The sequence below is a fragment of the Actinoplanes couchii genome, from assembly GCF_016862075.1.
Taxonomy (GTDB): Bacteria; Actinomycetota; Actinomycetes; order Mycobacteriales; family Micromonosporaceae; genus Actinoplanes; species Actinoplanes couchii.
The window spans coordinates 87269-108828 of the sequence record NZ_BOMG01000106.1 but is presented as its reverse complement, the minus strand read 5'-3'; the positions used below and the strand labels follow the sequence as shown (position 1 = coordinate 108828).

Genomic DNA, 21560 nt, shown 5'->3' with positions numbered 1-21560 from the left:
TCGGGGGCTCCCGATACTGTCTGGCTGTGCTGGAGGAACTGCGCATCACCGGGCTGGGTGTCATCGACGACACCACGCTGCGGCTCACGTCGGGAATGAATGTGATCACCGGCGAGACCGGTGCCGGCAAGACCATGGTGGTCACCGGCCTCGGTCTGCTGTTCGGTGGCCGGGCCGATGCCGGCCGGGTCCGGGCTGATCCAGGCCGGGCGGTCGTCGAGGGCCGGCTCAAACTGCGCGGCAACCTGGGCGACGCGGTGCGGACCAGGATCACCGACGCCGGCGGCGCTGCCGACGACGACGGTTCGATCCTGCTGAGCCGCACCGTGACGGCCGAGGGCCGGTCCCGGGCGCACGTGGGTGGCCGGAGCATGCCGGTGTCGACGCTGAGCGAGCTGGGCGACCAGATCCTGGCGGTGCACGGGCAGTCCGACCAGTTGCGGCTGCTGCGCCCGGCCGAGCAGCGTTCGTCGCTGGACAGGTTCGCCGGTCCGGAGCACGAGAAGCTGATCGAGTCGTACCGGGAGGCGTTCGCCCGCTGGCGGGCCGTGGTCGACGACCTCAACGACCGGCGGCGCAACGCGCGGCAGCGCTCGCAGGAGGCCGATCTGCTCAAGCTGGGCCTCGACGAGATCACCCGGGTGGACCCGCAGCCCGGTGAGGACGAGGACCTGCGCAACGAGGTGCAGCGGCTGGAGCACGCCGAGGGGCTGCGGGTCGCGGCCGCCCTGGCGGCGCAGGCGCTGGCCGGTGGGGTGGAGGTCGCCGACGACACCCCCGACGCGACCCAGCTGCTCGGGCTGGCCCGGCGCACCCTGGAGGGGCAGGCCGAGGTTGACTCGTCGCTGGGTGACCTGGCCGCCCGGATCGAGGAGGCGGCCACCCTGGTCGCCGACGTCTCCTCGGAGCTGTCGACCTATCTGGGTTCGCTGGACGCCGATCCGGCCCGGCTGGAGGCGATCTACGAGCGGCGGGCGGCGTTGCGCGCCCTGACCCGGAAATATGCCGACGACATCGACGGCGTGATCACCTGGGCGGAGACCGCGCGCACCAAGCTGGGCGAGCTGGACTCCTCCGACGAGCTGTTGGAGGAGCTGGACTCCGAGCGCAAGCGGCTGGAGGCGACGGTCGGCGAGCTGGCCGGGCGGCTGACCGCGGCCCGGCGCGAGGCGGCCGTCCGGTTCTCCGAGGCGGTCAGCGTGGAGCTGGCCGGGCTGGCGATGCCGCACTCGCGGGTCGAGGTGGCGGTGCTGACCCGGACCCCGTCGAAGGACGAGCCGGCGGTGACCGTCGACGGTGAGACCCTGGCCGCCGGGGCGGACGGCGCCGACGAGGTGGAGCTGCGGCTGCACGCCCACCCGGGCGCGCCGGCCCTGCCCCTGCAGAAGGGCGCCTCCGGTGGTGAGCTGTCCCGGGTGATGCTGGCGATCGAGGTGGTGTTCGCCGGCGCCGGTGGCCCGCCGACGCTGGTCTTCGACGAGGTCGACTCCGGGGTGGGCGGCACCGCGGCGGTGGAGATCGGGCGCCGGCTGGCCCGGCTGGCCCGCACCCATCAGGTGCTCGTGGTGACCCACCTGCCGCAGGTCGCGGCGTTCGCCGACCGGCACCTGGTGGTCGCCAAGGACACCGGCGGGGCGATCACCACCAGTGGGGTCCGGATCGTCGAGGAGACCGAACGGGCCCGGGAATTGTCCAGGATGCTGGCGGGTCTGCCCGATTCGGACCTGGGCATCGCCCATGCCGAGGAGCTGCTCTCGGTGGCTGCTCGGGAGAAACGCGCCTGATCAAGTGAGCTGGCGCATGTCGTGGGGGATCAGTGTGCGACGGCATGTCAGGATGGCCGGGATGCGACTTCCCATTCCCACCCTGCGCCGGACCAGGAGTGCCGACCCTGGCCCGGTCTCCGGCGTGGCCCGGCTGGACCGGCGGACCAAACGCCTGACCGGCCGGCTGCGCCCCGGTGAGATCGCCGTGATCGACCATGTCGACCTGGACCGGGTGGCCGCCGATTCGCTGGTGGCCGCCGGGGTCATGGCGGTGCTCAACGCCAAGCCGTCGATCTCCGGCCGCTATCCGAACCTGGGGCCCGAGGTGCTGATCCAGGGCGGGGTGATCCTCGTCGACGACCTCGGTGAGGACGTCTTCACCGGCCTGCGCGAGGGCAAGGTGGTCGCGATCGAGGGCGACACCGTGCTGCTCGACGGCGAGCCGGTGGCCTCCGGGGCCCGGCAGGACGCGGAGACCGTCGCCAAGTCGATGGCCGACGCCCGTGAGGGCCTGTCGGTGCAGCTCGAGGCGTTCGCGGCGAACACCATGGACTACCTGAAGCAGGAGCGCGATCTCCTGCTGGACGGTGTGGGTGTGCCCGACGTGCAGACCCGGATCGGCGGGCGGCACGTGCTGATCGTTGTCCGGGGCTACGACTACCGGGAGGACCTGGAGGTTCTCCGGTCGTACATCCGGGAGTACAAGCCGGTGCTGATCGGCGTCGACGGCGGGGCCGACGCGCTGGTGGAGAACGGGTACACCCCCGACCTGATCATCGGCGACATGGACTCGGTCACCGACGACGTGTTGCGCTGCGGCGCCGAGATCGTGGTGCACGCCTACCCGGACGGGCGGGCGCCCGGCCTCAAACGGGTGGAGAACCTGGGTGTCGACGCGGTGACGTTCCCGGCCGCGGCGACCAGCGAGGACCTGGCGATGCTGCTCGCCGACGAGAAGGGCGCGTCCCTGATCGTGGCCGTCGGCACGCACGCCAACCTGGTCGAGTTCCTCGACAAGGGCCGGGGTGGCATGGCCTCGACATTCCTCACCCGGTTGAAGGTGGGCGGCAAACTGGTCGACGCCAAGGGTGTCAGCAGGCTCTACCGGCAGAGCATCTCCGGTTCGGCGGTGCTGCTGCTGGTGCTCTCCGCGGTGGCCGCGATGGCTTCGGCGGTGGCGGTGTCCACGGTGGGGAAGGCGTACCTCACCGTCGTGTCCGAGTGGTGGGACAATTTCGTCTTCCAGCTCGGCAATCTCTTCTGAGGGCGTTGTGATCAACTTCCGGTACCACGTGGTGTCGCTCACCGCGGTCTTCCTCGCGCTGGCCATCGGCCTGGTGGTGGGGACCGCCGCGCTCAACGGCCCGGTCTCCGAGAACCTGCGCAACAACCTGGCCGCGCTCAACAAGGACAACAACGTCCGCCGTGAGCAGGTCAACAAGCTGAACGACGAGGTCAACCGCAACCAGGAGTTCGCCACCGAGATCGCGCCGATGCTGCTCGGCGGCAAGCTGGCCGGCCGGAAGCTGGCCGTGGTGTCGCTGCCCGGCGCGGACGACTCGGCCCAGGGTGTCGTCGACATGCTGACGGTGGCCGGCGCGACGATCAGCTCCCGGGTCACGGTCGAGGAGAAGTTCTTCGACCCGAACTTCGTCAACGAGCTGCTGGATCTGGCCGACCAGTCGACCCAGCCGTCCGTGGAGGGGGCCACCCTGCCGCAGAACAGCGACGGGGTGGAGACCGCGAGCGCGCTGCTGGCGCTCACCCTGATGCAGGGCACCGGGGCGCCGACCGCCGACGACGTGACGGCGGTGCTCGCCGCGTTCACCAAGCCCGGCTACGTCACCGTCGAGGACGGCGCGGTCGGTGGGGCCGAGGCGATCGTGCTGGTCGCGGGGGTGCCGGCGACCGACGGCGAGGCGACGAAGAAGAGCGGTTACGCGGTCACCATGGCCGAGCAGCTCGGCAAGGGCCGTGCGCTGGTGGTCGCCGGTGACGACGCGGGCGAGGGGAACCTGGTCTCCGGCATCCGCAACGACCCGGCGCTCAGCGCGACCATCTCCACGGTCGACAACGCCAGCACCGTGCAGGGTCAGGTCGCGACCACCCTGGTGATGTGGGACCGGCTGGTCCAGGGCAAGGTCGGCCACTACGGGCTGGGCACCGGGGTCACCTCCATCGTGCCGTCGACCGCTCCGTAGCCCGGCCCCGATAGACTCCGCTGCCATGGCCTACCTCCGTTCCGCTGGTCTCGGTGCCCTGGTCGCGCGGACCGTCCTCGGCTGGGTGCAGCGCGATCCCCGGGCGGGTGAACTGCGGCGGACCAACTTCCACGGGCGCACCGTCACCCTCGCCGGTGGTCCCGCGCTCGCGGCCGGCGCCACCGTCGGCGCGGCGGCCGGGGCTCCGACGTTCCGGCTCGCCGCCGCGGCGGTGACGGCCGGGGCGGTCAGCGGCGCGGTCGGGTTCTACGACGATGTGGCCGGCAACCGGCCCGAGCAGAAGGCCGCGAAGGGTTTCGCCGGGCACCTGGGCGCGCTGCGCGAGGGTTACGTCACCAGCGGCCTCGTCAAGATCGTCGGGGTGGGTGCGGCCGGGCTCGCCGCGTCCGCGCTGATCGGCAGCACCCGGGGCAGCCGGTTCGGGCGGGCTTCGGACGTGCTGCTGGGCGCCGGTGTGATCGCCGGGACGGCGAACCTGCTCAACCTGCTCGACCTGCGTCCCGGCCGGGCGCTCAAGGCTGGCGCGGTGCTCGGTGCTCCGCTCGCCGTCGGCCGTAACGCGTCGCTGACCGCCGGGGCTCTCGGCGCCGGCGCGGCCCTGCTGCCCGACGACCTCGGCGAGCAGATCATGCTCGGTGACGCCGGGGCCAACTCGCTCGGCGCGTTGCTCGGCGTGGCGCTCACCGCCCGCACCGGCACCACCGGCCGCGCGGTCACCCTGGCAGCCCTGGCCGCTCTCACCGCGGCCAGCGAGAAGGTCAGCTTCACCAAGGTCATCAACGACACGCCGTGGCTGCGCACGCTCGACGAGCTGGGCCGCCAACCCCGGTGACGACCCAGCCAGGCGATTCTTCCGGCGGTCCCTTCTCTCCCGCTTCGCCGGTTTCTTCACCCCGCGGCGATACGGGGACCGACCCGGCTCCCGCCACCCCGGCCACCGGCGTCGCCCCGCTCGTCGCGCCGGTTCCCGCCCCGGACCCGGCTGCCGGCGGTGCTCCGCCTGTCGCGCCGGTTCCCGCCCCGAACCCGGCTGCTGACCAGGCCCCGCCTGTCGCGCCGGTTCCCGCCCCGGACCTGGCTGCTGACGGGGCCCCGGCTGTCGCCTCGGGCCCGGCTGCCGGTGGCGCTCCGGCCGTCGTGCCGGCTTCCGGCCGGTCGGGTGTGGCCAAGCTCGCCGGGGCCGCCGCGCTCATCTCGATCCTGACCGTGCTGGCCCGGCTCGCCGGTTTCGGCCGCACGACGGTCTTCTTCTACACGGTCGGCGAGGACGGGCTGGCGTCGCTCTACCTGGCCGCGAACCTGGTCCCGAACATCGTCTTCGAGCTGGCGGCCGGTGGCGCCCTGGCCAGCCTGGTGGTGCCGCTGCTGGCGGGCGCGGTGGCCGCCGGCGACCGGGAGCGGGTCAGCCGGGTCACCGCCGCGCTGCTGACCTGGGTCCTGGCGCTGAGCGTCCCGCTGGCCCTGCTGGTCCTGCCGGCCGCCGGGTGGATCATCGGGATGTTCGACATCCCGGCGGAGCACCAGGAGATCGCCGTCCGGATGTTGCGGATCTTCGCCCCGCAACTGCCGCTGTACGGCGTCGGCATCGTGCTGACCGGCGTGCTCCAGGCCCATCACCGGTTCGCCTGGCCGGTGATCGCGCCGTTGCTGTCCAGCGTGACCGTGATGGGGACGTACCTCACCTATGCCGTGCTCGACGGCGCGCGCACCGGGTTCGCCGGGTTGAGCCGGGCGGGCGAGCTCACCCTGGCGATCGGGACCACCCTGGGTGTCGTGGTGCTCAGCCTGTGCCTGGTGATCCCGGTGAGCCGGCTGCGGTTGCGGCTGCGGCCGTCGTTCCGGTTCCCCGGCGACGAGGGCCGGCAGGCGGTCCGCCTGGGCTGGGCCGGAGCGGTCACCGTCGGCGCCCAGCAGCTGGTCGCCGGGTTGATCCTGGTGGTGGCCGCGCAGCAGATGGGCCACTACACCGGGGCGCAGACGGTTTTCCTGCTGCCGTGGGCGGTGCTCGCCGTGCCGCTGGCGACCGCTGTCTACCCGCGTCTGTCGGCCGCCGTGGAGAACCGGGACGAGGCCGGGTTCGCCACCGCGCTGGCGGGCACGGCCCGGTCGGTGGTGCTTCTCGCCGGGTTCGGCACCGCGGCCCTGGCCGGTCTGGCCGTTCCGATCACCGCGCTGATCAACGCGCGCGGTGCCGCGGCCGGGGTGGTGGGTTTCGCGCCCGGGCTGATCGGTTACGCGCTGTTCGCTCTGCTCTCCCGGGCCCTCTACGCGCGCGGTGCGACGGTCGCGGCGGCGGTGGCCTCCGCGGTCGGCTGGCTCACCGCCGGGGTCGCGGTGATCGTCGCCACTCTGCTCCCCGGCGCGGGCCGGGAGGTGTTCGGCCTCGGTCTGGCCAACGCGATCGGCATGACGGTGACCGGTGTGCTGCTGGTCCTCGCGGTGCGCCGGCACGCCGGCCCGGACGCGCTGGCCGGGCTGGGCCGGGCCGCGTTCGCGGCGGTCGTCGCGGCGGTGGTCGCGGGGCTCGCCGGGTGGGGCACGGTCGCCTGGTCGGGGTCGGCCGTCCGGCCCACCCCGGGCGTGCTCGGCAGTCTCGTTGAGGGCATGCTGGGCGGTATGGCTGTCGTGGCTGTCTTCGGTGTGGTCGCCTTCGCGCTCGACCGGCACGACCTGGGGCCGCTGGCCGCCACCGTGCGGCGGCGCCTGGGCCGGTGACGCCGGGTGCCGCGGTGACACCCGGCGGCGGCCCGGCCGCTGTCCGGCCAGGCCCGCGGCAGGGACGCCGGCCGGTGGCGGAGATGCCGGCCGGTGGCGGAGATGCCGGCCGGTGGCCTGAGACGTCCCGCCGCGTAAGAGTGACGGCCCGAGAGGGCACTGGCCAGAGCGGCAGGCCACCAGGGCGACAGGCCGCAAGGGCAGTTCAGCGGGCAAGGACCGCCGCGAGGGTGATGGATGACGGCGGGCCACCGCGAGGACGGTTCGCAGCGGGTCACCGCGAAGGCAGTGGGGGAAGGCCCGCCGGACGAGTGGCGGAGAGGTAGACCGCCCAGGCGCGGCGGGGAAGTGGCCCACCGGCGGGTGGGGCAGGCGAGAGCCGATCCCGGCGAGAGCGGGCGAGCGGCGAGCGGTTGGCGAGCGGTGGGCCGGGGATCGGTCGCCGAGGAGAGGGGATTACGGGTCGTGAGCAGCGACGAGGGATGGCGCGGCTCGGTCGTGCTGGTGGTCGCGTCCAGTACCGGCGGGATCGGCCAGCACGTCGCCTCGCTGGCCCGCGGCCTGGTCGCCGCCGGCTGCCGGGTGCTGGTGTGCGGGCCGTCGGCGGTCGACCAGCATTTCGGGTTCTCCGCGTCGGGGCTGGAGTTCTCGGTGGTGGAGATCCCGGCCGACCCGGGCCCGCAGGACTCCGGCGCGATCCGGCAGCTGCGCAAGGCCATCACCGGGCGCGACGCCGAGGTGATCCACGCGCACGGTCTGCGCGCCGCGTTTGTGGCCTCGGTCGCCCGTACCGGCGTGCCGTTGGTGGTGACCTGGCACAACGCCGTCCTCGCGCGGGGCATCAAAGGCCAGGCCGGCGCCCTGCTGGAGCGGATCGTGGCGCGTAACGCCGCGATCACCCTGGGCGCGTCGGACGACCTGGTGCAGCGGGCGGTGACGCTCGGGGCGCGCAACGCGCGGCTCGGCCCGGTGGCGGCACCGCAGCTGGCGCCCCCGAAACGGTCCCGGGCGGCGGTGCGTGCCGAGTTCGGGTTGCGCGGCGGCACCCCGCTGATCGTGTCGGTCGGCCGGCTGCACCCGCAGAAGAACTACGACATGCTCGTGGACGTGGCCGCCCGCTGGCGTGACCTGACGCCGCCGCCGGTGGTGGTGATCGCCGGGTCGGGGCCGAGTTACATGCCGCTGGCCCAGCGCGCCTCCCGGCTGCACGCCCCGGTGCAGCTGCTCGGGCACCGGGCGGACGTGCCGGATCTGCTGGCCGGCGCCGACCTCGCGGTGATCACCAGTGACTGGGAGGCCCGGCAGCTGTTCGCCCAGGAGGCCCTGCACGCCGGGGTGCCGCTGGTCGCGACCGCGGTCGGCGGGCTGCCCGGCCTGGTCGGGGACGCGGCGGTGCAGATCCCGCCGAAGGACCCGGAGGCGCTGGACGAGGCGGTCCGCCGGCTGCTGGGCGACGAGCAGCTGCGTGCCGACTACGCCGCGCGCGGGCCCCGGCAGGCCGCGACCTGGCCGGGTGAGGACGACGTGGTCGCCGACGTGCGGTCGGCTTACGCGGAAGTCGCGGCGGTCCGCCGGTGAGCACGTCACGCCGGCTGGACCGGCTGCGGCGGGTCCGCCCACCGGGGACACCGCCCGGCTCGAGGATCCCGACCTGGGTGCCGTACCTGCTGACCGTGCTGGTCGCGGCGGTGAGCCTGGCCGGGCTGACGTTCCGCCCGGGTGGGCAGACCACCCGTGGTGACGCCGACTACGTGGTGGTGGCGGCCGCGGCCGGGTTGCGCTGGGAGGATCTGGATCCGGTCCGGACCCCGGCGCTGTGGCAGGAGGCCCGGGACGGCTCGGTGGGCTGGCTGTCGGTGCGGTCGGCGCATGCGGTGACCTGCCCGGCCGACGGCTGGCTGACGCTGGGCGCCGGGAACTACGCGGCCTGGGACACCCGGGCGGTGTCCGGGCGCTGCCCCGATGCGGCGCCCGCGCTGACCCAGCCGGACGGGATCGGCGCGAACCTCACCGATCAGCCGAGTGTGGTCCGGGCCAATCAGGACCGGTTGCCGTACGGGACGACGCCGGGTGCCCTGGCCGAGTCGGTCCGTTGTTCGGTGGCGGTCGGCCCGGGTGCCGCGATCGCCGCGGCCCGGCCGTTCGGGCGGGTCGACAGGTACGTCGCCGAGCTGCCCGCCGATCCGGCCCCGCTGCTGGACGACTGTGTGCTCAGCGTCGTCGACCTGGGCACGATCGCCGGTGACGGGGCGGAGCGCGCGGCCGCGGTGGAGGCCGCCGACCGTACCCTGGCCCGGGTCCTGGCCGCCCGCCCGCAGAACTCGATGATGCTGATCGCCGGCCTCGCCGACACCGACACCACCTCCCGCCTGCACGTGGCCATCGCCGAGGGCCCGGGCTGGGAGGGCGGCTGGCTGACCTCGGCGGGCACCGGCCGGGAGGGTTATCTGCAGCTGGTCGACCTGGCGCCGACGGTGTTGTCGGTGCTGGGCCGGGACGCGCCGGAGAAGTTGTTCGCCGGGTACACCGCCACCTCGGCCCCGGGCCGGCCCGCCGATCCGGCCGAGGCGATGCAGGGTGACCGGGACGCCGACCGGCGGGCCATCGCCCAGCGTGGGGTCGCCGAGATCTTCTTCACCGTGCTGGCGATCGTGCAGCTGGTGCTCTTCGTCGCGGTGGTGCCGGTGCTGATCCGGGCCCGCCGGCACGCCGGTCCGCTGGGTCCGCCGTTGCCGCCGCGCCGGGTGGTGGTGCTGGCCGAGCTGGCGCTGATCGCGGCCGGTCTGGCCATCCCGGCGTCGCTGCTGGCGGACGTGGCCCCGTGGTGGAACAGCGATCACCCGGCCTGGCTGTTCGGGGCCGCCACGGCCGCTCTGATGGCCGCGGGCACCCTGCTGGTGCGGCTGGCGCCCCGGTTCGAGCGGACGTTGTGGCCGATGGCCGCGGTCTCCGCGGTGAGCGTGCTGGTGGTGGCGGTGGACCTGGTGACCGGGGCCCGGCTGCAGCTCAACGGGGTGGCCGGTTATTCGGCGATCCACGGCGTCCGGTACGCCGGGCTGGGCAGTGTCGGCCTGGGCGTGTTCGTGGCCGGTCTGCTCCTGCTGGCCGGCTCGCTGGCCCAGTGGGCGACGAAGCGCTGGCGCCCGCTGGTGGTGGTCACCTTCGGCGGCCTGGGCGTGGTCATGGTCGGCAGCCCCTACCTGGGTGCGGACCCGGTCGGGGCGATCGCGGTGACCGCCGGGGTGTGTGTGGCCGCGGCGATCAGCACCGGGGGCTGGCTGACGTTCCCCCGGTTCGCGTGGGCGGCGCTGTCCGGTGTCGCGGTGACTCTGGCGTTCGCCGTGGTGGATCTGCGCCGTCCGCCGCTGGAGCAGGGCACGCTGGGCCGGATCCTGACCGCGCTCGGTGACGGCACGGCCGGCCCGGCGATGCAGCGGGCCACCGCCGCGAACGGGCAGGCGCTGGTGGACAGCCCGCTCACCCTGCTGGCGCTGCTCGGCGCGATCATGATGGTGTTCTGCCAGTTCTCCCCGTGGGGTGGCCTGAACCGGGTCTACGGCCTGCACCCGGCGGTCCGTGCCGGGGTGGCCGGGACGGTGGTGGCGACCCTGATCGCGGGTGTCCTGGGCGGCACCGCGCTGGGTGCTGCCGGGGCCGCCGCGGCCGCCGCGGTGCCGGTGGCGGTGCTGACCGCGCTGCGGGTGCTGCTGCACGCCGCGGACCGGACGCCGCCGCCCGGGGAGACGGACGGCCCCGGCGGCCCTTTACTACGGAAAGCCGACGAGGATCCATTGACTGTGTCGTGACACGCAGGTCAACCGGCCCGACCGTGGAGGCGGCGGCAATGAGTGTTACGGTGAATTCCCGTGGATGGGGCTCGCCCCGGCCGCAAGAACCGTAAGAACGGCGACCACGGGAGCGGGCCTTGGCCTCATCAGTGCGCGACACTCGGCACATCTTCGTCACCGGGGGCGTCGCCTCCTCGCTCGGTAAGGGCCTCACCGCCTCGAGCCTCGGCAATCTGCTCACCGCCCGCGGTCTCCGCGTCGTGATGCAGAAGCTGGACCCCTATCTGAACGTCGACCCCGGAACGATGAACCCGTTCCAGCACGGCGAGGTCTTCGTCACCGAGGACGGGGCCGAGACCGACCTCGACGTCGGCCACTACGAGCGTTTCCTCGACCGGGATCTGTCCGGCAAGGCGAACGTGACCACCGGCCAGGTCTACTCGGCGGTCATCGCCCGGGAGCGGCGCGGTGAGTACCTGGGCGACACCGTGCAGGTCATCCCGCACATCACCAACGAGATCAAGAGCCGCATCTTCGCGATGGCCGACCCGGACGAGAACGGCAACGTTCCGGACGTGGTCATCACCGAGGTCGGCGGCACGGTCGGCGACATGGAGTCGTTGCCGTTCCTGGAGGCGATCCGCCAGGTCCGCCACGAGGTCGGCCGGGATCACGTCTTCTACCTGCACGTCTCGCTGGTGCCCTACCTGGCCCCGTCGGGTGAGCTGAAGACCAAGCCCACCCAGCACTCGGTGGCCGCGCTGCGCAACATCGGTATCCAGCCGGATGCCCTGATCTGCCGCAGTGACCGGGAGATCCCGGAGAAGATGAAGCACAAGCTGGCGCTCTACTGCGACGTCGACGCGGAAGCCGTCATCGCCTGCCCGGACGCGCCGAGCATCTACGACATCCCGAAGGTGCTGCACGACGAGGGGCTCGACGCGTACGTCGTACGCCGCCTGGGTCTGTCCTTCCGTGATGTCAACTGGAAGACCTGGAACGACCTGCTGGAGCGGGTGCACCACCCCAAGCGGACGATCACCATCGCCCTGGTCGGCAAGTACGTCGATCTGCCCGACGCCTACCTGTCGGTCAGTGAGGCGATCCGGGCGGCCGGTTTCGGCAACACGGTGAAGATCAAGCTGCGCTGGGTGCCGAGCGACGACTGCGTGACCCCGGCCGGTGCGGCGGCGGCGCTCAAGGGCGTCGACGGCATCGTGATCCCCGGCGGGTTCGGTGTCCGCGGCATCGAAGGCAAGGTCAATACGTCGCGGTACGCCCGGGAGAACCTGATCCCGATCCTCGGCCTGTGTCTGGGCCTGCAGTGCATGACCATCGACGCGGCCCGCAACCTGGCCGGTCTGGCCGGGGCGAACTCGGTCGAGTTCGACGAGAAGGCCACCTACCCGGTGATCTCGACGATGGCCGATCAGGAGGACATCGTCGCCGGCAAGGGTGACCTGGGTGGCACCATGCGGCTCGGCGCGTACCCGGCCACGCTCAAGGACGGTTCGATCGTCGCCGAGGTCTATGGCGCGACGGAGATCTCCGAGCGGCACCGGCACCGCTACGAGGTGAACAACGACTTCCGCGACAAGCTGTCCCAGGCCGGCCTGGTCTTCTCCGGCACCTCCCCGGACGGCCGTCTGGTCGAGTTCATCGAGCTGGACCGGGAGACCCACCCGTACTTCGTGGCCACCCAGGCCCACCCGGAGCTGAAGAGCCGCCCGACCCGGCCGCACCCGCTCTTCGACGGTCTGGTCCGGGCCGCGGTGGCGTACGCGGCGGCCGACGAACTGCCGGTGTCGCTGGACGCGCCCGAGATCACCGAGGCCTGACATGGGGTTCACCCACGAGACGGTGTCCCGGGAAGAGCGTTTCCACGGTGCGATCTTCTCGGTCTACACCGATCAGGTGACCATGTCCGACGGCAGCACCGCCGCCCGGGACGTGGTGGAGAACCGGGGCGCCGTGGTCGTGGTCGCCCTCGACGACCGGGGCCGGGTCGTGCTGATCCGGCAGTACCGGCACCCGGTCGGGCAGCACCTGTGGGAGCTGCCCGCCGGGCTGCGCGACGTGGTCGGCGAGGACGAGGCGCTGACCGCCGGCCGTGAGCTGGCCGAGGAGGCCGACCTCACGGCCGGGCGGATCGAGCGGCTGATCGACCTGCACACCTCGCCCGGTTTCGCCGACGAGTGGGTGCGGGTGTTCCTGGCCCGGGACCTGGCGCCGGTGCCCGAGGCCGACCGGCACGTCCGGACCGCCGAGGAGGCCGATCTGGAGGTGCGCCTGGTCGATCTGGACGAGGCGGTCGCCATGGTCTTCCGGGGCGAGATCACCAACGCGGCTGCGGTCGGCGGCCTCCTCGCCGCCGCCCGCGCCCGCGACACCGGCTGGACGGTCCTGCCCGGCTAGACGCCTGCTGCCGCGGCGTTCTCGATGAGCGTCGCGGCATCATGGTTCTGCTTCAGCCGGTCACTGATTTCCACACTTCTGCTGCGTACGGCGGGGTCACGCACCAGATCCAGGAGTGCCTGACGGAGTTCCGCGGCGGTGATCGCGGTGTCGATCCGGCGGGCCACTCCCAGCTCGACCAGGATGTCGGCGTTCCCGAACTGGTCGGCTGCCTGCGGGGCGACAAGCATCGGCGTACCGCAATAGAGACCTTCCGCCGATCCGCCCATGCCGCCGTGGGTGAGGAACGCGTCGGCCTGGCCCAGGATCCGCAGCTGCGGCACCCAGGTGTGCACCTCCACACTGTCCGGGATCTCGCCGAGCACCGCCGGGTCGACGAACCTGCCGATCTGCAGCACCGTGTGCCAGCCCGGCAGGTCACCGAATGCCCTGATGCAGTTCCGGTAGAACTCCGGGTGGTCGGTGAACGTCGACCCCAGCGACACCAGCAGCACGTTCTCCGCCGCTGGTGGGCGGGTCCAGTCGCCCTGGTCGTCGCGGTCGCCGAGGATCGGCCCGACGAAAGTGAAGACCGACTCGTCGACCCGGTCGGCGTTCGGCTGCATTTGTTTCGGGATCAGGACCAGGCCCTGCGCCGGGTGGGCCATGAACGCGGTGCTGTCGGTGGTCGACGACTTCTGCTCGGTCAGCCACTGAGTGAACCGGCGGTAGTAGTCGGCGCCCCTCGGGTCGGCGCGCATCTGCTCGACCATCGGGGCCATGTCCTGTTCGTAACCGGTCCAGGCGACGAAGGTGGGGGAGAGCTGCATCGACGGGATGCTCCACTCCTCGGCCAGGAGACGGGCCGGGGCGCCTGCGATGTCGTACAGGAAAATGTCCGGCCTGTCGTTCTGATAGGCCGCGCGGAGCTGGGGCAGCATGGCGATCGCGTCGTCCAGGAAGAGCGTCAGGTGGTCGATGGCGTCGCCGGCCCAGTCGTCTCCTCTGGGTAGCGTCGAACGGTATTCCTTGAGTTCGGCCCCGGCGGCCTCTACCTGATCACGCCAGGTGGGATCGTTCGCGTAGGTGACGCGATGCCCCCGGCCGACCAGGTCCCGGATGATCTCGATGCTGGGATTGACGTGCCCCGGGAACGGGATGCTGACCATCGCGATGTGCATTGTCGGACTCCTTGGTTGGCTTCTCGGCTTCTCGGCTTCTCGGCGAGACGAGACGTAGCGTCTCGTCTTTTGGTCGAGCTGTCAAGACGAGACGTTGCGTCTCGTCCTGGGTTAGGCTCTCTACCGTGCCGAAACCACCCGACGCCACCCGTCGTAGCGAACGATCCCGCACGGCGATCCTGGACGCAGCCCTGGCGTTGATCACCGAATCCGGGTATGCCGCGCTCACCATCGAGGCCATCGCGGCTCGGGCCGGCGTCGGGAAACAGACCATCTACCGCTGGTGGAAGGGCCGGGGCGAGATCGTCCTCGACGCCCTCGCCGAACAGGTCACCGCCGCCGGGCCACCGGCCCTGCCGGACACCGGTGACCTCGAGGCCGACCTTCGTCTCGTGGTCCGCGCCACCGTCGCCGAACTCGCCGACCCGAAGCTGTCCGAGATCACCCGGGCGCTCACCGTGGAGTCGCTGACCAGCGAGAGCTTCGCCGACCAGGTGCGCGACCGGATCCTGCGGCCCCAGCTGGACACGATCAAGGACCGGCTGCGGGGCCACGTGCGCGCCGGCATCGACCCGGACCTGGCTGTCGAACTGTTCGTCGGCCCGATGTACCACCGCTGGATGCTGCGGACCGGCCCGCTCACCGAGGAGTACGCGGACGCCCTCGTCGACCTGGCGCTCGCCGCGCTACGGCCCGGCGCCGACCGGGGTTGATCAGCGGACCGCCTGACGGATGGCCTCGACCAGGTTCTCCGGTGGTGGCATCGCGGCGATCTCGGCGCGCACCGCCCGGGCCACCGACCCCACCACCGGGTCGGTGAGCAGGCGGTTCAGCAGGGCGGGGGAGATGTCCCGCGGGTCGGCGGCCAGCCCGGCGCCACGGGCCGCGACCAGTTCGGCGTTGTGCCGCCGGTCGCCGGCGCCGCGAACGATCAGCTGCGGGACACCGGCCTGCAGCGCCGTCAAGGTCGTCCCGGCGCCGCCGTGATGGATGATCGCGGTCGCCGAGGCCAGCGCCGCGGGGATCGGCACCCAGCCGACACTCCGGACGTTCCGGTACTCTGCGGCCGGCCGGACGGTCAGGTACTTCTCGGGCGGCCGGATCAGTACCACGTCGGCGTCCACCTCGGCGGCCGCCGCGACGATGCGCGGTGTCGTCCGGTCCGGGCCGGGGCGGGCGACGGTGCTGCGGCTCACCAGGATCCGGGGCCGGTGCGAGGGCTCGGCCAGCCAGCCCGGCAGCTCACCGGCACCGGCCCACGGGACGAACCGCATCGGCAGGTGGGTGCCCCGCCCCGCCACACTCGCCGGGGCGATCCGGATCACCGCGGCCGGTGGGGCCAGTTCGGGCCGTCCGCGCATGCGGGTGGCGGCGAGCAGCGCCGGCCCGTCGTACAACGAATTCTCGTGCAGGATCCCGGTGACCCCCAGCCGGGCCGCGACCACCGCACCCGCCGCGGCCGAGGGCTCGAACAGGATCCGGTCCGGCCGCCACTCGCGCGCCGCGTCCAGCACCCCGGCCAGCATCGCGTCGTTCACCGCGCCGAACAGTCCCCCGGTCATCCGGGTGCCCGCCGTCCCGGCCGGCTCGGCGCCGATCAGAAACGGACGCCGCAGCACGGCCCGGACCGCCGCCCGGTGAAAGGTGAACCCCGGAGCCGCGTCCCGCACCGGGAACCCGGCCGCCGCCACCCGCAGCCCGTCACCCGCCGTCACGAACACGATCTCGTGCCCCGCGCCGTGCAGCGCCCGGGCCAGCGGCACCAGCGGAAAGACGTGCCCGACCAGCGGCGCGGCGACGACCAGGACACGCATCAATCCACTTTAGGCGGGTATCCGAACGGCATGACAGTGCCGATCCTCCGCTCGTTCGTGCTCGACACCACCGACGCGCGCCGGCTGGCCGAGTTCTACCGGGAGCTGCTGGCCCTGGAGTACCGGCCGGGCGACGAGCCACCCGCCCCCGGCGAGGACGACCCGAAGGGCCGGGACTGGCTGGTCCTACGCCCACCGGCGGGTTCCTGGCAGCTGGCGTTCCAGCAGACCACCGGGGTACGCCCGACAAGCTGGCCGGCCGACGACGTCCCGCAACAGATGCACCTGGACACCCAGGTCGATTCACTCGAGGAACTGAACCGTCAACACGATCGAGTGCTCGCCTTGGGCGGCACGCTACGTCTCGATCGCAGCAGGGATCCGGAGGAGCCGCTACGCGTCTACACCGACCCCGACGGCCACACCTTCTGCGTCTTCATGGCCGGCTGACCATTGCGCGGGGCCGTCCCTTGTACGGTTGGCCGGGTGGAGAAGAAGACGTGATCGCTATTCGTGGGATCGACAACGTGCTGTTCACCGTCGGGGATCTGGATGCCGCTGTGGAGTTCTACGCGGAGCGGCTCGGTCTGCCGGTGGCGTTCCGGCGGGACGAGTCGGGGATCGCGCTGTTCCGCCTCGGTGACCAGGCCCCGGGGCTGCTGGTGCGCCGCACCGGTGAGGAGCCCCGCAACGTGACGGGGCCCCGCCTGTGGCTGGAGGTGGCGGACGCGCGGGCGACCGCCGAGGAGCTGACCGAGTCCGGGGTGACACTGCTGGCCGAGCCGTTCCCGGTGGCGACCGGCTGGACGGTGGAGATCGCCGACCCGTGGGGCAACGTGGTGGGTTTCACCGATTACACGGAGAGACTCACCGTTTGACGGCCACCGCGCCGGCCATCTGGACGTGGAAGTCCTCGGGGATCGCGCCGTCCGGCCGCCACCGGTTGACCAGGGTGACCCCGGGCTCGACGATCTCCAGACCGCGGAAGAGGCCCCGGACCTCGTCGTCGGTCCGCGGTTTGGCCGGGATGCCCCGGGCGGTGTACGCCTTGGCGCCCTGAACGGCCTGCTCGTTGTGGGCGGTGACGGTGGAGATGGCGAGGGCGCTGCCAGGGGCGAGCCGGTCGATCAGCGTGTCGATGACCCGGTACGCCTCGTCCTCGTCGGTGATGAACTGCAGGATCGCGATGAGGCTGATCGCCATCGGACGGCTGAAGTCGAGCGCTCGCACCTCGGCCGACTCCAGGATCGTCGTGGTGTCGCGCAGATCGGCGTCCAGGTAGGAGGTCGAGCCCTCCGCCGACGACGTCAGCAGGGCGCGGGCGTGCACCAGCACGATCGGGTCGTTGTCCACGTAGACGATCCGCGCCGACGGGTCGACACCCTGGACCACCTGGTGCAGGTTCGGGGTGGTGGGCAGGCCGGTCCCGATGTCCAGGAACTGACGGATGCCCAGATCCGCGGCCATGAAATGACCGACCCGGGCCAGATAGTCCCGGTTGGCACGCATCGACACCGGGATGCTCGGGGAGTGCTTGACGATCTCCGCGGCGGCCTGGCGGTCGGCCTCGAAGTTGTCCTTGCCACCGAGCAGGAAGTCGTAGATCCGCGCCGAGTGCGGGACCGAGGCGTTGAGATCGACCGGCATGGCGGCAACCTACACGGTCCACAGTGCGCCGGACAAAAAGTGGACGGAGTGTGCACGAACAGTCAGCGGAGCTCGACCTCGACGCCGGAGTCGGCGAGATAACCGAGCAGGTCGTCCATGGTCACCGCGGGCGCCCACCATCGCCTGTCGTACCCGCCGATCAGGTGTTGCCGTGCCACCTCGGAGTCGTGCCAGACCAGTGTGAACGCGGGCGCCGCACCCCAGCCGCCGTGGGCGCAGTCGTGCAGGGCGCCCAGGTTCCAGCCGAAGTAACCACCCGGCCCGTTGATCGCCTCGCCGATGGCGCAGAAGAACCCTTCCACGTCGGTGATGTTCACCCCGGCCAGGTGGTACGTGGCGCCGGACGGCCGGTCGGGCCGGTGCTCGTGGTGGGCCAGCGCCACCCCGGCCCACTCGTGGCGCAGGTCGGCGTCGTGTTCGGCCCATTCGCCGAGCACCTCGGGGCGGCTGGCCCGCCACTGCTGCCAGACGACGCGGGCTCCGGCCGGGCGCGGGCCGCCGATCGCGTCGCCGTACGTCGGCTCCACCGTCACGTCGACCAGTCCGTCACCGAGCCGGGACGGGCGTACCGCGGCGACCTCGGCCCCGAGGGCGGCGCCGACCATGCCGACCGCGGTGCCGTCCCGGTCCACACTGAAGATCGAGCCCTGCACCCAGCGCCGCCGTCGTGCCGCGCCGCGGGCCAGGGCGTCCAGGGCACGTTGCAGCGGCGGTTCGGGGCGGCAGCCGATCAGGGTGGCGCCGCGCGGCGCGGGGGCCGGGCGGCTGCGGAAGACCCCGTCGACGTCGCGGCAGGAGCCGAAGTCCTCGTCGCCGTGCCCGGTGACGCCGACCAGGCGGTAGCCGTCGGCGTCCGGGGCCTTGTCGGCGCCGCGGGCGAACCGGGCCATCTCCTCGATCCGCAGCCGGCCTTCCAGGGTGACGTCGAACAGTCCGGGTTCGAGCACCGAGGCCCGGGCGTCGAGCACGGTGATGTCGAGCAGCTCCTCGGCGCAGTGCCAGCAGTGTGCCGGGTGGTCCGAGCCGGGCGGGTGGACGGCGTCCAGGCCGACGTTGCCGAGCAGGGCCGGGCCGAAACCGTTGCAGGCGTCCCGCAGCCGGCCGGTCGGTTCGCAGCCGAGCAGGGTGTACCGCTCGACCGGCGGCGCGGGCGGGTCGACGAAGAGGCCGTCGATGTCGGAGCAGGCGGCGATCACGAGTTCACCGTTGTCGGTGTTCTGGTCCACCAGAAGCCAGGGAAAGCCGCTCATCGGGTGGAACCGTACAGGCCGGACCTGCGCGCGGCGGATACCGGTCCGTGCATCCGGGAAGAGCGGCAGGTCAGACGTAAACTTCGGAAAACGGAGGTGGCACTCTGAGCCTGGACCGGACGATCAGGACCTATCTCGACCACTTGACCGTGGAGCGTGGCCTGTCCCGTAACACCCTCGCCTCCTATCAGCGTGACCTTCATCGATATGCCGAGTGGCTGGCCGCCGCCGGGGTCACCGAGCTGGCCGGGGTGCGGGCCGCCGACGTGGCCGGGCACCTGGCGGCGCTGCGCGAGGAGGGGCTGGCGGCGTCGTCGGCGGCGCGGGCCGTGTCGGCGGTGCGCGGCCTGCACCGGTTCGCGGTCCGCGAGCGGCTCACCCCGAACGACCCGGCCGCTGAGGTACGTCCCCCGGCCCCGCCGAAACGCCTGCCCAAGGCCCTGGACGTGGAGCAGGTCGGCCGGCTGCTGGCGGTGCCGGACGCCGACTCCCCGCTCGGGTTGCGTGACCGGGCGCTGCTGGAGTTCCTCTACGGCACCGGCGCCCGGATCTCCGAGGCGGTCGGCGCCGACATCGACGATCTCGAACTGGACGTGGATCCGGCGGTGGTGTTGCGGGGCAAGGGCGGCAAGGCGCGCCTGGTCCCGGTCGGCGGTTACGCCCGGTCCGCGGTGCAGGCCTATCTGGTGCGGGCGCGGCCCTCGCTGGCCGAGTCCGGCCGGGGCACGCCGGCGGTGTTCCTGAACGCCCGTGGCGGCCGGCTGTCCCGGCAGAGCGCCTGGACGGTGCTGCGCCGGTGCGCGCTCGCGGTGGGCCTGCCGGTGGACGGTCCGTACGCGGTCAGCCCACACACGCTGCGTCACTCCTACGCGACGCATCTGCTCGACGGGGGCGCTGACGTACGGGTGGTGCAAGAACTGCTGGGACACGCCTCGGTGACGACGACGCAGGTGTATACCCTGGTAACCGTCGAACGTCTCCGGGAGGTGTACGCGACCGCTCACCCGCGCGCTCGTTAGACGCTGTGGATGCGTGGATGCGACACGCCGACCGGCTGACCCCGTCAGGGCGGCACGGTTGGCGTACAGTCGGGCATCGGCTCCAGCTGTGAGTCGAAAGGGGGCGAAGGTCATGGCAGGGAACGGCGAGCGTGCGGACGCCTGGACCTCTGCGCTCCGCGAGCAGCAGGCTTCCCTGGATCTCGGTGCCGACCTGGGCCCGGCCGACCCCACGGCGTACACGATGCGCCGCCCCATTCCCGAGCCGATGCCGAAGGACAGGCACGGCCCGGCTCGCATCATCGCGCTGGCGAACCAGAAGGGTGGCGTCGGCAAGACGACGAGCACCATCAACCTCGGTGCCGCCCTCGCGGAGTACGGGCGCAAGGTCCTCCTCGTCGACTTCGACCCGCAGGGCGCCTGCTCGGTCGGCCTCGGAGTGAACCCGCACAACCTCGACCTGAGCATCTACAACCTGCTCATGCAGGACGACGTGGCCACCGAGGACGTCATCATCAAGACCGATGTGGCCGGCCTGCACGTGCTGCCCGCCAACATCGACCTCTCCGCCGCCGAGATCCAGCTGGTCAACGAGGTGGCCCGGGAGATGGCCCTGGCCCGGGCGCTGCGCTCGGTCCGCAAGGAGTACGACTTCATCCTGATCGACTGCCAGCCCTCGCTGGGCCTGCTGGCGATCAACGCGCTGACCATCGCGCACGGTGTGCTGATCCCCCTGGAGTGTGAGTTCTTCTCCCTCCGTGGGGTGGCGCTGCTCCTGGACACCATCGACAAGGTGCGCGAGCGGCTGAATTTCGATCTCGAGCTCGAGGGCATCCTCGCCACCATGTACGACTCCCGCACCACGCACTGCCGCCAGGTGCTGCAGCGGGTGGTCGAGGCGTTCGGCGACAAGGTGTACCAGACGGTCATCACCAAGACGGTGAAGTTCCCGGAGTCGACCGTGGCGGGCGCTCCGATCACTACGCTGGACCCGGCGTCGTCCGGCGCCCGTAACTACCGTCAGCTCGCTCGCGAGGTCATCGCCGCCCAGGCAGAACGAGGCTAGGTTCCGCACCCGTGCTCTTCGCGCTCGGCGAGCCGGTGGCTTTCGTCGCCCTGGTCGTCGCCTTCCTTCTCGCCATCGCACTGCGTTCGCTGGCGATGCGGTTCACCGCGCGTGTCGTCGGTCTCAACGACGGCCGTCCGGCGCCCCGCTTCAGCTTCCGCCAGGATCTGGACCCGTTCGGCGCGGTCTGCGCCTTGATCGGCGGGACCGGCTGGGGCCGGCAGATCACCGTCGACGAGGTGCCGCGGTACCGCGGCCGGGGCCGGGCGGCCGCGGTGTTCGCCGCCGGCCCGGTGGCCTGCATCCTCGCCGGTCTGCTGGTGATCGCCGGTTACGCGCTGGTCTACGGCGGCACGGCGCTGTCCTGGCTGACGCCGGGTGAGCTGCTGCGCGGCGTCTCCGGCGGCGGGTACGACCAGCAGATCCTGCTGTCGCTCGGCGGCGGTCTGCTCGGGTTCGGCCTGCTGGCGCTGATCCCGATCCCGCCGCTGGACGGTTTCGGCATCCTGTGGCACGCGCTGCGCCGTCCGGGCCCGAGCATGGCCTGGATGCGGCTCTGGTTCGAGGACAAGAACGTCGGCGCCCTGATCCTCCTGATCTGCGCCTTCTTCCCGCTCGGTTACCCGCTGCTGTTGTGGGCGATCGATTTCCTGGGCGTGCTCTTCCTGCGTATCTGGGCCTGACCGGAGCCGTTCACC

Annotated in this window: 18 protein-coding genes and 1 pseudogene; 15 read left to right on the top strand and 4 right to left on the bottom strand. The window is 72.2% G+C overall.

From position 1 onward, the window contains the following. Positions 1–26 precede the first annotated feature (26 nt). The 9 genes and pseudogenes from recN to Aco03nite_RS43625 all read left to right on the top strand — a co-directional run bounded on the left by recN (position 27) and on the right by Aco03nite_RS43625 (position 12906). Positions 27–1784, top strand: coding sequence for a DNA repair protein RecN (recN, locus tag Aco03nite_RS43665; protein ID WP_203807347.1), 1758 nt, complete (start codon positions 27–29; stop codon positions 1782–1784). 52 nt (positions 1785–1836) lie between these two features. Continuing rightward, positions 1837–3030, top strand: a complete 1194-nt coding sequence (gene steA / locus Aco03nite_RS43660; protein ID WP_203807345.1) for a putative cytokinetic ring protein SteA — start codon at positions 1837–1839, stop codon at positions 3028–3030. Between the two features lie 7 nt (positions 3031–3037). Beyond that, the gene (locus Aco03nite_RS43655) at positions 3038–3967 is read left to right on the top strand and encodes a copper transporter (RefSeq protein ID WP_203807343.1); all 930 of its coding nucleotides are present in this window, start codon (positions 3038–3040) and stop codon (positions 3965–3967) included. A gap of 25 nt (positions 3968–3992) precedes the next feature. Continuing rightward, the gene (locus Aco03nite_RS43650) at positions 3993–4820 is read left to right on the top strand and encodes a hypothetical protein (protein ID WP_203807341.1); all 828 of its coding nucleotides are present in this window, start codon (positions 3993–3995) and stop codon (positions 4818–4820) included. A gap of 305 nt (positions 4821–5125) precedes the next feature. Beyond that, a pseudogene (gene murJ / locus Aco03nite_RS43645) lies at positions 5126–6768 on the top strand (murein biosynthesis integral membrane protein MurJ); the annotation flags it as partial. A gap of 400 nt (positions 6769–7168) precedes the next feature. Beyond that, complete coding sequence (locus Aco03nite_RS43640) at positions 7169–8281, top strand: glycosyltransferase family 4 protein (protein ID WP_203807339.1); 1113 nt, start codon at positions 7169–7171, stop codon at positions 8279–8281. A gap of 65 nt (positions 8282–8346) precedes the next feature. After that, positions 8347–10509, top strand: coding sequence for a hypothetical protein (locus tag Aco03nite_RS43635; protein ID WP_239145926.1), 2163 nt, complete (start codon positions 8347–8349; stop codon positions 10507–10509). A gap of 119 nt (positions 10510–10628) precedes the next feature. Continuing rightward, entirely contained in the window at positions 10629–12329 is a 1701-nt protein-coding gene (gene pyrG, locus Aco03nite_RS43630) for a CTP synthase (RefSeq protein ID WP_203807338.1), read from the top strand. 1 nt (position 12330) lies between these two features. Then, on the top strand, positions 12331–12906 hold the full coding sequence (locus tag Aco03nite_RS43625; RefSeq protein ID WP_203807336.1) for an NUDIX domain-containing protein: 576 nt from the start codon (positions 12331–12333) through the stop codon (positions 12904–12906). Here the strand turns inward: Aco03nite_RS43625 and Aco03nite_RS43620 are convergent. After that, a complete protein-coding gene (locus Aco03nite_RS43620) occupies positions 12903–14066 on the bottom strand; it encodes a macrolide family glycosyltransferase (protein WP_203807334.1) in 1164 nt (387 codons plus the stop codon). The genes Aco03nite_RS43625 and Aco03nite_RS43620 overlap by 4 nt on opposite strands. Before the next feature lie 125 nt (positions 14067–14191). On the opposite strand from Aco03nite_RS43620, the gene Aco03nite_RS43615 reads away from it, so the two are divergent. Beyond that, a complete protein-coding gene (locus Aco03nite_RS43615) occupies positions 14192–14779 on the top strand; it encodes a TetR/AcrR family transcriptional regulator (protein WP_203807332.1) in 588 nt (195 codons plus the stop codon). On the opposite strand, the gene Aco03nite_RS43610 is transcribed toward Aco03nite_RS43615, so the two are convergent. Beyond that, the gene (locus tag Aco03nite_RS43610) at positions 14780–15880 is read right to left on the bottom strand and encodes a nucleotide disphospho-sugar-binding domain-containing protein (RefSeq protein ID WP_203807330.1); all 1101 of its coding nucleotides are present in this window, start codon (positions 15878–15880) and stop codon (positions 14780–14782) included. A 30-nt stretch (positions 15881–15910) separates the two neighbouring features. On the opposite strand from Aco03nite_RS43610, the gene Aco03nite_RS43605 reads away from it, so the two are divergent. Both Aco03nite_RS43605 and Aco03nite_RS43600 read left to right on the top strand, forming a co-directional pair. Next, positions 15911–16330, top strand: coding sequence for a VOC family protein (locus Aco03nite_RS43605; RefSeq protein WP_203807328.1), 420 nt, complete (start codon positions 15911–15913; stop codon positions 16328–16330). 50 nt (positions 16331–16380) lie between these two features. Beyond that, complete coding sequence (locus Aco03nite_RS43600) at positions 16381–16758, top strand: VOC family protein (protein ID WP_203807326.1); 378 nt, start codon at positions 16381–16383, stop codon at positions 16756–16758. On the opposite strand, the gene Aco03nite_RS43595 is transcribed toward Aco03nite_RS43600, so the two are convergent. Together Aco03nite_RS43595 and Aco03nite_RS43590 are read right to left on the bottom strand one after the other, a co-directional pair. Beyond that, positions 16748–17527 carry an SAM-dependent methyltransferase gene (locus Aco03nite_RS43595; protein ID WP_203807324.1) on the bottom strand — a complete coding sequence of 260 codons (780 nt, stop codon included), beginning with the start codon at positions 17525–17527 and terminating at the stop codon, positions 16748–16750. The two genes, Aco03nite_RS43600 and Aco03nite_RS43595, sit on opposite strands and share 11 nt — an antisense overlap. 62 nt (positions 17528–17589) lie before the next feature. Continuing rightward, positions 17590–18798: a barstar family protein gene (locus tag Aco03nite_RS43590; protein ID WP_203807322.1), complete on the bottom strand. Its 1209-nt coding sequence runs from the start codon at positions 18796–18798 to the stop codon at positions 17590–17592. A gap of 104 nt (positions 18799–18902) precedes the next feature. On the opposite strand from Aco03nite_RS43590, the gene xerD reads away from it, so the two are divergent. The 3 genes from xerD (at position 18903) to Aco03nite_RS43575 (ending at position 21545) form a co-directional block, all read left to right on the top strand. Then, positions 18903–19817 carry a site-specific tyrosine recombinase XerD gene (xerD, locus tag Aco03nite_RS43585; protein WP_203807372.1) on the top strand — a complete coding sequence of 305 codons (915 nt, stop codon included), beginning with the start codon at positions 18903–18905 and terminating at the stop codon, positions 19815–19817. Between the two features lie 112 nt (positions 19818–19929). Then, a complete protein-coding gene (locus Aco03nite_RS43580; RefSeq protein WP_203807320.1) occupies positions 19930–20862 on the top strand; it encodes a ParA family protein in 933 nt (310 codons plus the stop codon). Positions 20863–20873: 11 nt separating this feature from the next. Next, the gene (locus tag Aco03nite_RS43575) at positions 20874–21545 is read left to right on the top strand and encodes a zinc metalloprotease (protein WP_203807318.1); all 672 of its coding nucleotides are present in this window, start codon (positions 20874–20876) and stop codon (positions 21543–21545) included. The last annotated feature ends 15 nt before the right edge of the window (positions 21546–21560 follow it).

Coding starts and splice junctions, on each gene's coding strand:
- steA (WP_203807345.1), top strand. CDS start 1,837: ATGGCCGGGATGCGACTTCCCATTCCCACCCTGCGCCGGACCAGGAGT.
- Aco03nite_RS43650 (WP_203807341.1), top strand. CDS start 3,993: ATGGCCTACCTCCGTTCCGCTGGTCTCGGTGCCCTGGTCGCGCGGACC.
- Aco03nite_RS43625 (WP_203807336.1), top strand. CDS start 12,331: ATGGGGTTCACCCACGAGACGGTGTCCCGGGAAGAGCGTTTCCACGGT.
- Aco03nite_RS43620 (WP_203807334.1), bottom strand. CDS start 14,066: ATGCACATCGCGATGGTCAGCATCCCGTTCCCGGGGCACGTCAATCCC.
- Aco03nite_RS43610 (WP_203807330.1), bottom strand. CDS start 15,880: ATGCGTGTCCTGGTCGTCGCCGCGCCGCTGGTCGGGCACGTCTTTCCG.
- Aco03nite_RS43605 (WP_203807328.1), top strand. CDS start 15,911: ATGACAGTGCCGATCCTCCGCTCGTTCGTGCTCGACACCACCGACGCG.
- Aco03nite_RS43595 (WP_203807324.1), bottom strand. CDS start 17,527: ATGCCGGTCGATCTCAACGCCTCGGTCCCGCACTCGGCGCGGATCTAC.
- Aco03nite_RS43590 (WP_203807322.1), bottom strand. CDS start 18,798: ATGAGCGGCTTTCCCTGGCTTCTGGTGGACCAGAACACCGACAACGGT.
- Aco03nite_RS43580 (WP_203807320.1), top strand. CDS start 19,930: ATGGCAGGGAACGGCGAGCGTGCGGACGCCTGGACCTCTGCGCTCCGC.